General features: G+C 62.6%; 11 protein-coding genes, 1 other RNA gene and 2 pseudogenes. 9 read left to right on the forward strand and 5 right to left on the reverse strand.

Annotated features, from left to right (window positions below):
- The first annotated feature begins 16 nt into the window (after nucleotides 1-16).
- From gph to BTH42_RS18620, 8 genes and pseudogenes are all read left to right on the forward strand, one after another.
- A complete protein-coding gene (gene gph / locus BTH42_RS18580; protein WP_075302052.1) occupies nucleotides 17-730 on the forward strand; it encodes a phosphoglycolate phosphatase in 714 nt (237 codons plus the stop codon).
- Nucleotides 731-890: 160 nt separating this feature from the next.
- Nucleotides 891-1,260: a transfer-messenger RNA gene (ssrA, locus tag BTH42_RS18585) on the forward strand.
- Between the two features lie 206 nt (nucleotides 1,261-1,466).
- Entirely contained in the window at nucleotides 1,467-2,708 is a 1,242-nt protein-coding gene (locus BTH42_RS18590) for an integrase arm-type DNA-binding domain-containing protein (RefSeq protein ID WP_075302054.1), read from the forward strand.
- Nucleotides 2,705-3,343: a hypothetical protein gene (locus tag BTH42_RS18595; protein WP_075302056.1), complete on the forward strand. Its 639-nt coding sequence runs from the start codon at nucleotides 2,705-2,707 to the stop codon at nucleotides 3,341-3,343. The genes BTH42_RS18590 and BTH42_RS18595 overlap by 4 nt, the downstream gene beginning before the upstream one ends.
- Nucleotides 3,344-3,439: 96 nt before the next feature.
- Nucleotides 3,440-3,763, forward strand: coding sequence for an AlpA family transcriptional regulator (locus tag BTH42_RS35810; RefSeq protein ID WP_218642015.1), 324 nt, complete (start codon nucleotides 3,440-3,442; stop codon nucleotides 3,761-3,763).
- Nucleotides 3,760-4,251, forward strand: coding sequence for a hypothetical protein (locus BTH42_RS34880; RefSeq protein WP_143752114.1), 492 nt, complete (start codon nucleotides 3,760-3,762; stop codon nucleotides 4,249-4,251). The genes BTH42_RS35810 and BTH42_RS34880 overlap by 4 nt, the downstream gene beginning before the upstream one ends.
- Nucleotides 4,252-4,464: 213 nt before the next feature.
- A pseudogene (locus BTH42_RS18610) lies at nucleotides 4,465-7,211 on the forward strand (bifunctional DNA primase/polymerase).
- Between the two features lie 213 nt (nucleotides 7,212-7,424).
- On the forward strand, nucleotides 7,425-7,910 hold the full coding sequence (locus BTH42_RS18620; RefSeq protein ID WP_075302064.1) for a hypothetical protein: 486 nt from the start codon (nucleotides 7,425-7,427) through the stop codon (nucleotides 7,908-7,910).
- Nucleotides 7,911-8,032: 122 nt separating this feature from the next.
- On the opposite strand, the gene BTH42_RS35815 is transcribed toward BTH42_RS18620, so the two are convergent.
- The 4 genes and pseudogenes from BTH42_RS35815 to BTH42_RS18635 form a co-directional block, all read right to left on the reverse strand.
- Nucleotides 8,033-8,923 carry a restriction endonuclease subunit S gene (locus tag BTH42_RS35815; RefSeq protein WP_256702098.1) on the reverse strand — a complete coding sequence of 297 codons (891 nt, stop codon included), beginning with the start codon at nucleotides 8,921-8,923 and terminating at the stop codon, nucleotides 8,033-8,035.
- A gap of 51 nt (nucleotides 8,924-8,974) precedes the next feature.
- Nucleotides 8,975-9,259 (reverse strand): annotated as a pseudogene (locus BTH42_RS36070) (restriction endonuclease subunit S); the annotation flags it as partial.
- Nucleotides 9,260-9,318: 59 nt separating this feature from the next.
- A complete protein-coding gene (locus BTH42_RS18630) occupies nucleotides 9,319-9,522 on the reverse strand; it encodes a type I restriction-modification enzyme R subunit C-terminal domain-containing protein (protein WP_256702094.1) in 204 nt (67 codons plus the stop codon).
- Nucleotides 9,519-10,370, reverse strand: a complete 852-nt coding sequence (locus BTH42_RS18635; protein ID WP_083654846.1) for a DUF4145 domain-containing protein — start codon at nucleotides 10,368-10,370, stop codon at nucleotides 9,519-9,521. Before BTH42_RS18635 ends, BTH42_RS18630 begins: the two co-directional genes overlap by 4 nt.
- Before the next feature lie 1,087 nt (nucleotides 10,371-11,457).
- On the opposite strand from BTH42_RS18635, the gene BTH42_RS18640 reads away from it, so the two are divergent.
- Nucleotides 11,458-11,826 (forward strand): hypothetical protein, encoded by a 369-nt coding sequence (locus tag BTH42_RS18640; RefSeq protein WP_075302070.1) that lies wholly within the window; start codon nucleotides 11,458-11,460, stop codon nucleotides 11,824-11,826.
- A 190-nt stretch (nucleotides 11,827-12,016) separates the two neighbouring features.
- On the opposite strand, the gene BTH42_RS18645 is transcribed toward BTH42_RS18640, so the two are convergent.
- Entirely contained in the window at nucleotides 12,017-12,283 is a 267-nt protein-coding gene (locus BTH42_RS18645; protein ID WP_075302072.1) for a hypothetical protein, read from the reverse strand.
- Nucleotides 12,284-12,383: the final 100 nt, after the last annotated feature.

The following is a 12,383-nucleotide window of genomic DNA, read 5'->3' on the forward strand; positions in this document are numbered from 1 at the left end:
CACGACCCACCCGACGATGAGCGATCCGACTCCCCTGCCCCAACGCGAAGACAACGAGAACACGCTCGGCTTTTGCCACGCCGTGCTGTTCGACCTCGACGGCACTTTGGCCGACACGGCGCCCGACCTCGCGGCGGCCGTCAACAAGATGCGCCACGACCGCGGCCTCGAAATGGTACCGCTCGAACAGTTGCGCCCGCTGGCGTCGGCCGGCGCGCGCGGGCTGATCGGCGGCGCCTTTGGGATCGGCCCCGAGGATCACGAGTTCGCGTCGATGCGCGAGGAGTTCCTCGCCAACTACGAAGCGGATCTGTGCATCGAAACGACGCTCTTTCCCGGCATCGCCGAAGTGCTCGACGATCTCGACGCGCGCGGTGTGCGCTGGGGCATCGTCACGAACAAGGTGGCCCGGCTCACCGAGCCGCTGGTCGCGCAACTGGGGCTAGAAGAACGCGCCGGCTGCGTGGTGAGCGGCGACACGACCCCGCATTCGAAGCCGCACCCGGCACCGTTGTTGCACGCGGCGCGTGACTTGAACATCGCGCCCGAGCGGGTCGTGTATGTCGGCGACGATCTGCGCGACGTGCAGGCCGGTTTCGCGGCCGGCATGAAGACGGTCGCGGCGGCGTACGGCTATTGCGGCAACGACATTCCGCCGACGCAGTGGCACGCGCAGCACGTGGTGCAATCGCCGGCCGAGCTGCAGCAGTTGCTGCGCGATATCGGTTGAATTGTGCGCGGCTGACCTGTACGACTGAAATTCGCGTCCAAAACCGCTGCCGACACACTTCCTAACGAAGTTACCGCCTCCGTCGGCCGCGGCACACACGACGCGGCAGTCAATCTATTGTAAAATCGCGTCTGGCTCGCATATGTGAGCAACGAACCGCGGGGGCGACCTGGTTTCGACAGGGGTTGCGAAGCGGCTAGGGCATGTCGAGGACCCGTCACCTCGTTAATCAATGGGAAAAACGTAACTGCAAACGACGATACGTTCGCACTGGCAGCCTAAGGGCCGCCGTCCTCTGCCTAGTTCACTGACGGGCTAGTGTCGCAAGACCGGTAGCAATACCGACAGAGGTCATATACGTCAGTTAAGCCTTGGCGGCGTCACGACGTCCGGGTCGAAAATCTAGTGAATCGCCGTAGCGCAGCGTGTTCGTCCGCGTCGCTCCGGTTAAATCAAAAGACAGAACTAAACATGTAGAACTGGTCGTAGAGGACTTCTGGACGCGGGTTCGATTCCCGCCGCCTCCACCAAACAAATATCTGGCAGCATCTGCCAATCTCCTGAAACCCGCGTAGCTGGAAGGCTTCGCGGGTTTTTGCTTTCTGGGAATCGCTGGGATACTCTGTGTCAATCTGGTGGTATCGGGTGGCATAACTGGTGGCACATCGACAGCTCCGCAGGTCGATACCACCACACCACGTACCACCGCCCCGCAGACCAGCCCGAGAGTTTCCAAATGGCCCTGACCGATACCGAAGTCCGCAACGCTGCACCGAAAGCGGCCCCTTACCGCCTCGGCGACGCCGCAGGCATGTACCTTGAGGTTTCAACTGCCGGGTCGAAATACTGGCGGCTACGCTACCGCTTCGCGGGCAAACAGAAAACGCTCGCGCTCGGCGTCTATCCCCAGACGACGCTCAAACAGGCGCGCGAACGCCGTGACGCGGCTCGCCAGCAACTTGGTAAAGGCGTCGACCCGGGCGCGGCCCGCAAGGCGGAGAAACAGACCCAGCGGCTGAACGCTGCGAACACATTCGAAGCGCTGGCGCGCGAGTGGCACGAGCGCTTCTCCCCCACCTTGTCGGAGTCGCACGCAGCACGCAACCTGCGAAGGCTCGAAAAATACGCGTTTCCCTACATCGGCGCGTTACCGGTTGCCGACCTCGCCCCTGCGGACGTGCTGGGCGTATTGCAACGAATCGAGAAAACCGGCCATGTCGAGACGGCGCACCGCGTACGCATGCTGATTGGCCAGGTCATGCGCTACGCCGTTTCGAACGGGCGCGCGCAACGCGACGTGGCAGCCGACCTTCGCGGCGCTCTGCCGCCTGCGCAGGTCAAACACCATGCCGCCATAACGGAACCGGTCGCACTCGGCGCACTGCTGCGCACAATCGACGGCTACACCGGCACGGCGACCGTGAGCGCCGCCCTGCGGCTCGCACCGCTCCTGTTCCAGCGACCAGGCGAACTGCGTCAGGCCGAATGGACCGAATTCGACCTCGACGCCGCAATGTGGACTGTGCCCGCCGCGCGCATGAAACGAAAAAAGGCCGGCAAGGAGAACGGCCCTGACCACCTCGTACCGTTGAGCACGCAGGCGGTTGCGCTGCTGCGCGGACTGCACCTGCTGACCGGGCGCGGTCGCTTCGTGTTCCCCAGCCTGCGCGGCGGCGACCGGTGCATGAGCGACATGGCCATGTCCGCCGCGTTCAAGCGTATGGGCTACACCGCCGACGAGGCGCTGCCGCACGGCTGGCGTGCGACGGCACGCACGCTCGCCGTCGAGGAACTTGGCGTGAGCGCCGAAGTGATCGAAATGCAGCTCGCGCACGAGGTCCGCGACAGTCTGGGCCGTGCGTACAACCGCACGCAATGGCTCGACGCACGGCGCGACCTCATGCAGAAATGGGCCGACTATCTGGACGGGCTGAAGGCTGGCGCGAAGGTGCTGCCGTTCGCGGGCAATGCGCAATGACCGAAGCGGAGTTCGACGTTGTGGTGGGCGCACTGATCGACCGCCAGCTAAAGTCATCTCGACGGGCGGGGCTGCTGACCGGCACGAATGCCCACACGTCAGCCGAAGCAACGATCGATGACTGGCCGTGGCCGGTCCTGCACCACAGGCGCGAATTGTTCGACCGGTGCGGTGGGGCTGCGCCCTTCTGGCAGTTACTCGTGCGACGGCTGACCGCCACCGGCTTCCTTGACCCTGCGTTTCCGTCGCAGCACATAAAGCTGCGCCTCGCGCTTTGCGATGCGTTCGGCTCGGACGCCGACCCCGAGCTGATGGACGACGATGAGGAAAAGGCCGCACGCATCGCGCTGCTAGCGGCGCTCAATGGCGACGCACCGAAGGGTGCAAAAACCACTCTAAAGCAGCGCAGCGCCGCGAAAAAAGCTTCAGAGGCTAGGCGAAACTTCACGCCGGAGCAGCGCGCGGGAATAATCCGTGACATCGAACGGCTGCTGCCGCAGACGCACAGCGTGCGCAGCGCTGCGGAAATCGTTGCGCGCCAACTGAACGCGTCCAACTCTGAGTTGCGCGCATCTCTCGGCGTTACCTGCGAAGGCGAGATAAAGCCCGAAACGATCCGTCGCTGGGTCAGATAAAAATTTTGGGTGGACCTTTTTGGTCTACCCACGACAAAACACAACAGTAGCTCCAATGCAGCGCGTTCCAGCCGCTGACAGAAAACAGGAGCAAACATGGCCCTCGACAAACCTGTGCGCTCAAAGCGCACTCCGCGCACAGACCTCGAATCCCTTCCTCTCGAATCCGCCGCAAACCGGCTACAGGGCGACGCGCTGCTGACGCCGCGTGAAACGATGCGCCGCGCAGGACTCGCCTACAGCAGCATGTACGAGGCGATGCGGCTGCGTGGTTTTCCAAAACCCGTCAAGGTCGGCGGTGCACGCTCGAACCGTTGGGTGCTGCGCGAAGTCGATGCGTGGATTGCTTCGCGCATTGCCGAACGCGATGCAAGTGCGAAGAAAATAACGAAGGCGTGCGCCGCGCAGGATGTTGCATGATGGCAACCATCAGAGTGCTCAACGCGCCGCCCTGTGCCGTCGAACTGGCGTTTTACGCGACCCTTGGCACGGCGGGGCTGCACCACGGGCATAAATGGAACCGCGACGGTGCCGACTCCAGAATTGAGGAAGTTCGCAGCCGCCGCAACCGTAGCGGCTGCCCCTTTCTCGCCGTACATCACGCCTGCTGCGCAGTCGGCGAGAAACTCGACGGTCTTTGCTGCTCACTGTTCGAACCGCTCAACTACGGCCCTCTCGCCACCGCGCGTCGCGTCGGCTCGGACTTTTTGCACAAACGCATGTTTGGCGCACTTGCAGCACTGGCGGCACTCGACCTGGCGCTAGCCGAGCGACTGCGCGACGAATACGGCGATTGTGTACGAGATCGATGGGATGCTGACGCGCGCGAGGTTCGACGTGTGGCGCTATCTCGACCTGCTCAAACACCTTGCCGATATCGCCGTGCGGATTCACGACGCCGCTATTGAACAGGATCTCGTTATTTGCCCCTGTCAGGCGGGACGCATGGCTCAGGCTCTTGACTACGCCAGGGCCGGATTCGACCGGGCGCACGAAGAGGCGAGCGTGTGGGCAAAGAAAAAGGCAGCTCGTAAGGCCGCCTTCTGAAGACCACTTCGAGCGCCGACCCATCCTTCACGACCGGTCGGCGACGTTTCACTACATTGCGAGGTCATACTGGCATGAGCGACCTGTTATCGCAACCGCTGTTCGATGGCGCAGCTGCACCACACCCCGAACAATCTCACCCGCAACCTCGCCCGGAGCGTGCAGCGATCCTAGCCGCCGTTGACGAGTACACGGCGCGCGGCTGGGCCGTGTTACCACTCAAGGCGGGCGACAAAGAACCTGCAAACGAACACGGCTTCAAGGACGCCGTGAGCGCTCCACAAGAGGCGCGCGACCTGTTTGCGAAGTACAAGCGCAAGCACGTGAACATCGCCGTCGCAACGGGCGCGATGTCGGGCGGCCTGCTGGTGATCGACACGGACATTCAGCACGGCAAGGATGGCGAGGCGCGACTCGCTGCGCTCGAAGCACAGCACGGAGCGCTGCCCGCGACATATCGGGTCCGCTCGGGCAGCGGCGGGAAGCATCGTTACTTCACTGTGCCTGCAGGCGTGCGAATCGCGAGCCGGAAAAACGCGCTCGGCGAAGGGGTGGATGTGAAGTGTGAGAAGGGGTACGTTGTCGCGCCGCCGTCGATCACGACGAGCCCTCCGCCTCCGCCAGAGGACATAACCGGACCCTACACCGTCGAGTACGACATGCCCGTGGCACCCGCACCCGCATGGTTGATAGACCTGCTGGCGGCCCCAGTACCGAACGGCGCACGGATGAACGACCATGCGAACGGCGCGAGGGTCGATAACAGCGATCTGGGCGCAGGCGTCGTGCATGACTGGTCCTACACCCCGGAGAATGACGTGCTACTCGCCGACATTCTGGCGCACGTCGAGGCCCCGGATCCGTTCGACTCGGACCACGACGCACATGACACCCTGACGTGCCTCGGATGGCTCGGCGGCCTGTACGCGCTCAAACAGTTCTGCGTGCAGTACGAATGGCCGCTCGACGTGAGGTACCGGCACGTCGACGCATACTCATTCCCCGCACCGCAGTATGCGGAAGCTGTGAAGAACGGCGTTGCGCGCGCGAAGTTTGATTCGATCACGCCTAACGGCACGCTCGACATCGGCGCACTCATCAACAGCGCGAAACGTTGCGGCTGGAGGTGGCCGAAGCCGGCGCCCCGCTTCAATGATGCCAGTGCCGGCACGTCGCACGATGCACACGACGACGCTGTAGACGGCGCTGCGCAGGCTGACACCGCAGCACAGGCGAATGGCACGGACGACCGGATTGCACGCGAGGTCGAGCGGCTGGCGGCGCAACCGCACGATGCGATGCTTGATGAGCTTGCGAAGATGCGCCGCCGCGATTACGAAGGCATCCGTGAAAAACTCGCTAGGGCAGTGCATATGCGCGCGTCCGCACTCGATGACGACGTTCGGGATGCACGCGGCGGCGCAGGGGACGGCGCGCTCGGGGGCCACCCGCTATCGTGGTCCACGGTCGAGCCGTGGCCGCTGCCCGTCGATGGCGCGGCGCTGCTCGATGAGATTGCCGCAGTGATTGGGCAGTACGTCGTGTGCGACCAGGAGGGCATCCACGCGGCGGCGCTATGGGTTCTCATGACGCACGTGTTCGAGGTGGTGCGCGTCAGCCCGCGCCTCTTTATCACAGCGCCTGAAAAGGCATGCGGCAAGACGGTCCTGCTGGAAATCATCGGCGAACTCGCGCGCCACCAGCTGCAAACTGTGAGCGTGACGCCTGCCGCGCTCTTTCGGGTGATCGAGCTGAGTCACCTGACGCTGCTGATTGACGAGGCTGATCGCATCCCGCGAGACGCGACGGAACTGCACGCGCTGCTCAATTCCGGTCACACGCGCGCGAGCGCGACAGTCCTGCGCACCGTCGGCGACAAGCACGATGTACGCGCGTTCAGCACGTGGGCACCGCTCGCACTCGCGGGCATCGGACGGCTGAGCGACACGCTTATGAGCCGCTCAATTGTCGTGCAGCTACAGCGCAAGCTGAAAGACGCGAAGGTCAAGAAACTGCGCGAGGCGCACAAGCGCGCGCTCGAACCGCTGCGCGGGCGCATCGCCCGCTGGGCCACCGACAACACCGCTGCCGTGGGGCAGGCGTGCGCAAGCCCGGCAATCGCGTTGCAGGCGCTCGACGGGCGCGACGCGGACAACTGGGAGACGCTGCTGGCAATCGCCCACGTCGCTGGTGGCGCGTGGCGCAGGTACTGACCCACAGCACGCTTGAACAGGACGACGGCATAGGCGTCGCGATGCTGCGCTCAATCCGGGACGTATTCGACCGCCTCGCCATAGATAAGATCTCGTCCGCCGATCTGTGCACGGAGCTAGCCAGGGACGAAGAAGCGCGCTGGGCAACTTGGAACCCGGGCAAGTCGATCACACCCAACCAAGTCGCACGGATACTGAGCGGGTTCGGAATCCGGTCAAAAGGAGTCCGCACCGGCCCTCAATCGACGCCGAAGGGCTATGAACGCCAGCAGTTTACAGAGTGTTGGTCGCGCTACCTCGACGGCGGCGGCGAGCAATCCGAACAGGGCGAATCGGTCGAGCGAAACGCGTCCAATACACCACCTACGCCGGGAAACCCGGATTCTAGCCGCAACGCCGCAACAAGCCCGCCAGATAAGGCTGAGAGCGTTGCGGCTGACATTTTCGAAGAGCGCAGCCGCAACGGCGAAACCCAAGCCCAGCAAGGCTGTTGCGGCGTTGCGGCTCAAAACCCGGAATCCGGCGCGCAACCATGTACTGCGAGCGAAACGGACGATTTTTTCGCCAGTTTGAACGCCAGACCGACGCGGCGCAGGCGTGCGCAATAAATGGGTTACCACATGCAATCAGGATATTCGCCGGAATATTCAAAGGTGAGTAGGGTTATCCTGTTTTTCCTCACCTCAACAGGAGCGCATTATGACGACCCACCCGAAATTGCCATTGTTCGACGAGCCGCCGGACCGCAAAACGGCTGCATGCGCCATCACCCGCCCTGACACCCACGGTCGCAGCGCAGCTTGAGCGTCGGGAGAACTGACATGGGCTACATGAACGACTGGGCGAATCAGACGCTGCGCGATAGCACCGGTGCCATTGCGCAGGCGCAACGGGTGCAGGCCGAAGTCGCAGCAAGGCGTGAGCGCGAGCACGCAGCCGCCGATGAGGCCGAAGACCTCCGGCGCACGGCGCGCGCCACGCACCTGCTACGCGTCGAACAGAAGAGGCTCGAACTCGCCCGACTGCGCGCGGACACCGTTGACGCGCAGCTCGTGCGCTGGCGGGACGCGCTGCCGCCTGAGCAGCGCTGCATGCGCCGGTCGTTCGCCGACATCCGCGCGGCGATACGCGGTGTGCGCATCGGCACGAACGCAACCAACCCTGCATTGGCAGCCGCGCTGCGCCGGGCGGGCTGGTGTCGTGAGCGCGACTGGCGCGACGCGTCGAACGGTTACCGGATATGGTGGTATCCGCCCGTCTGGGAGCGACACGAGGCCGATGCGGCGGACTTCGGATGGTACGACTGACTTTACGTCAGTAATGCCGCCCGCATAACCCTAGGACCGCCAGCAACGTCCGACGCGCAGCCAAGCTTTCCGAGTTCGGACGGCTGAAACGCGAAGTACTAGCCAATCGAAGGTGGTTCTGCTTACCGCCCCGCAACGGACTGGGCGCGTTTTGTGCGCGCCCCCTTGCTCGCCTTGCTTTCACCTGACCGTTGTGCCTTCAGCCGCTTCAACAGAGCTGCGGCGGACTCATCGCTCGGGTCCTGCGGGACGAGATCGCCACGGAAGGCCTTAGCTAAAATGGCAGGCGTCAGACGGTCCATTGCGGATTGAGCACTCTTCAGCTTTGTTTCAAGGCCGTCGGCAATCGCTAATAGCGAATCAACGCGGCGGACAATCTCGGCTTGTTCATCCTCTGGCGGCACAGGAATCGGTGTTCGTCTGACATCAGCCAAATTTAGACCTGGCATATCGATTCCGCGGTAGTGGGCGTGCAACCAGCGTTGCGTTGCTGGCGCCTCCAGCACAATTGCAAGATAACGCGTTGATAATGAATTCGATGGGCGAAAACGCGCCGTCCCTTGGGTAATATTTGCGCCTTCGAGTTCGGCAGGGACTATGGCGACCTTCGTAGCCCGGATGATACCCAACAGCACATCGCCGCCCTTGAGAGCAGCGCGAGCATATTTTTTCGCAATCGCGGGACTTGTTCGCAGGAGTTGATGCACTTGGATGCGTCCATCAACGATGTCCATCCCTCGGACGTAGGGCACTCCTTCCGCGAGCTTGGGTCCCGGCTGAACAATTCCATAAACAATTTCTGCGTCAGCCGCGACCGCCTCAGATGCTCTCCGAATGCGCCATGATTTTGGCAAAGACACCAACCATCGTTCAATCTCTGGCACATCTTCTTCGGCGTTCGTCTTCGCGTCATGAGCGGAGTGCACAAGATCCGCGTTCTCCCTGCGCCACGCCTCTGTCAGTTGTCCCGCAACAGCGGCAGCTAGTACTGATTGCCGGAATTGTTTGAGCATAGGCGCCACGAGAGCTAAACGGTCACGGCACGCATCCACGCGCGCGAGCACGGTGTCGAGTTTGTCGGCGATGCGTCGCTGCTCACGTTCTGGCGCTACTAAAAAAGGTAGCTTTGCGGCAACTCCGCCCGACAACTCTTTGAACGTTGTACCAGTCGCACGTTGCTCCGCAATTGGCTTGATATAACGAAGGTAGTAGTACACGAATCTGCTGTCCAGACCATCAGGTAGCACGAAACTCTTAAAGCCTTGATTCGTCGTTAGCTCGTTCTTCGCAATCGCAACATAGCCGATAGGCGCACGACTAGAGAATAGTACAGTGCCCGCAGGCAGTTTCCGGGCGGAACACGATGTAAATCACTATTGAACGGACGAAGCGATCCCCAAGACGGGAATTATGCCACCTGCGGCCAGAGTGCCCCGGCGAGGCCTTGCAGCACATCGTCGAGCTTGCCACCCAGTGTCTTGTTCAACAGCTTCGCGCCGCCATCGTTGGCAAACGTGGTGTTGACGAACTGCTCATCGATAACCACCTCATGGACGAGTTGCTTCGCCAGTCGATCGAGCCATTTGCGTTGCACATGAGTCCAGTTCGTCATCTTGTAAATACCTTCCATCGCATGTGCAACGCGCTGATCGAAGGGAAGGAGACCCATCCCGCATCGACTAGCTGTTGGTCGATAAGGATGCGCGTCAGCTCTTCATTCAGCACGAGATTCTTCGTCGCCTTTTTCGTGCTCGCCTGTGCTTCCTTGGCTTGCTGGGCGTCAAGCTGTGCCTGAAACTGCTTTACCTTGGCGTCGAACTCTTCCTGGGCCTTCTTGAGGGCTGCCTCCTGTTCGTGCGCAAGCTCCTTGTATGTCTTCGCCTCCGCGTCCATCTGCAACGCGAGCGTCTCGTACTCCTGTTTCTCCTGCGCGACGAGGTCGGCGAGTTGCTGGTTGTCTTCGAGCGTTTGCGAGGCGGCTTTCAGTTGCGCCTTGAGCTGATCGATCTCGTTCTGGAGATTGCGTAGGTGCGAGCTGGGGTCCGCTGGCGGAACAAACGGGCCGGGCTTGAATGCAGTGCCCTGCTTTCCAAATGATTCATGGAACCAGATGGCGAGCGCGCGCGCGACCTTGAGGCCGTCCATGGCCTCCTTGTGCTGAGTCTTGAATTCGTGAGTGGCTTTGTTTCCTTCCACGCGCAGGGTGTGGAAGAGGCCCCGGATGGTCCGGTCGAGTCCGGCCTCGCGCTCCAGCCGATAGAGCAGGTCAGCCTGACTCATCTGCTCGAACTCTACGCCCAATCGTGCGGCAAGGTCCTGAGCCATCGCCTCCCCGAATTGCCGAAGCTTGATCAGTGTCGTGTTGGGGTCGGCGGCAAATGCATTCTCCGCTGCCGCGCCAAGTTGCGCGAGGAGTGGCGAGTGCTCGGCGAGGAAGCTGAAGTTCCCGGAATGGCTCACGATTATCGGCCTGGTCGTTTTTTGTGTCTGGAGAATACGCCAAACGACCGTACATGAAAATGAGTCCGCCCTCTCATTGCTTCAATACAAACAAGTTTCAATATTTGCGGAAATGCGTAGCCATGCGGTCTTCGCAGACGAGCCGCCTACTCACGTGGGCGTCCCCGGGTCGAGGTCTTGGGGGGAGGCGTGCCGGGCCTGGCACGGGTAGAGAGCGGGCGACCCTGTGCAACGGCTGCCGGTCGGTGCATTCAACTTCCGCCACGCGACCCGCAAGGCCCTGATTGCCCAGCGACGCACCGAGGTGAAACAGCGGTGCACCGACATCCTGGACACCAGTTGACGGGGAGCGCATCAGCCCGCCGTGACGCGCTTGCGCAGGTAGACCGTTCGCTCTCCCGGTGCTGCGTCTTGATCCGGTCAGGCGGCCACGCGGCAGGGCCCGCAAGGGTGACGACGGCTCGTTGCCTTGCTCGGACGACTACACCTGACGGGTCGCGGCCATCCGCCCCCGCGTAAACAACCAGGTTGTAAACACTAAAAAAAACGGCGTCTGGTCTGAGAGACTCACCTAAGCCCGGGTACCCGGGGGTATTCGAAGGGGACCATCGCCCCCGGTCTGGTGGGGGTGGGGGCGGTCGGACTGCACGATGTCGCCGGTCCGCACGCGCGCACGATAGGCGACCTGTCTTGACAGTGTTACATCGCGCCCGGATCAGCCGTCAGAAGCTTCGGCGCGGTGGCATATGCGGTGGTATAGGGCTGATACCCCGCTGCGCAAACCCTTGTATGACGGGATTCACAGCCTCAATACGAGGTGGACACCGCCACCAAACACTCAGGACGCTCGTCAAGAGCGTCCCCCAAAACCCCGGCAGCCCCTCAAGGCCGCCGGGGTTTTTCTTTGCGCGTCGTCGCGCGGCAATAACAAAAGTCCGCAGCCGTGCCGCCCGGCCTGGAATAAACCTCCGCCCTCACCCGTTCACTGGTTGCGACCGCCGCGCGGCGGTCCGCACATCTCCTCGCTGCCTGCATCCGAAGCGCGCCGTCACTCGTCAAACACGTCGTCAACACAGGAGTCCGCATCATGCGCAAAATCATCCTCTGCATCGCTCCGCTCGCACTCGCCGCGCTTCAGACGAGCGCGTTCGCCGAACCGCCCAAGCTCGACAACGGCCGCTTCGTCACGGCCGACGGCATGACGCTCTACACCTTCGACAAGGACACCACGCCCGGCGTCAGCGCCTGCACCGGTGGCTGCATGAGCAACTGGCCGGCGGCGACCGCGGCATCGACCGACAAGCCGTCCGGCGACTGGACGCTGATCCCTGCCGCGGACGGCAAGCAGCAATGGGCGTACAAGGGCCATCCGCTGTATCGCTACGCGGCCGACAAGCAGGCTGGAGACTCAAAGGGGGACGGCTTCAAGGATGTCTGGCACATCGCGAAGCCTTGAGAAGCGCCGAGGTCCCGGGCCGAGCCGGGGACAACACCGCTATAACAACGCGCGATCGCTCGCGGCGCCGAGCGTCGCGAATACGGAAATTGCGGAAATGAGACCGGGGCGCCCAAAAACTCCGCCAACAAAAGCACAACGCCGGCTCAAAAGCCGGCGTTGCATCAACTGACGAGTCCCGCGAGGGTCCTTACTCGTCCTGCGGGCACTGCAGGTTACAGCCGTTCGGGTCGCCCATGTCGCCACGCTTGCGCGCCGCCGAACGCTTGCCGTGCTGATACTTGGCCGACGGCGCGGACGCCGCGAACGGCATCTGCGGATGCTCGTTGATACGGAATTCGTCGTTCAGGATGCCGCCCGGCACGCCGGGGGAATTCTGGGCGAAGGCGACGGAGGTGGTGGCGCAAAGCACACCTGCCGCGGCAACGGCGGCACATGCGTGAAGAAAAGCTTTCATGTCGGTTGAGCGCGCGTTGGCGCGAGGTTAAAGCGGAGACGAAGCCAGAAGAGTAGCGGAAACCGGCGCGCCGCGCAGCGGCACGGCCCCGCCGGACCCG

Origin of the sequence: Burkholderia sp. SRS-W-2-2016, from assembly GCF_001931485.1 — a bacterium.
GTDB lineage: Bacteria > Pseudomonadota > Gammaproteobacteria > Burkholderiales > Burkholderiaceae > Paraburkholderia.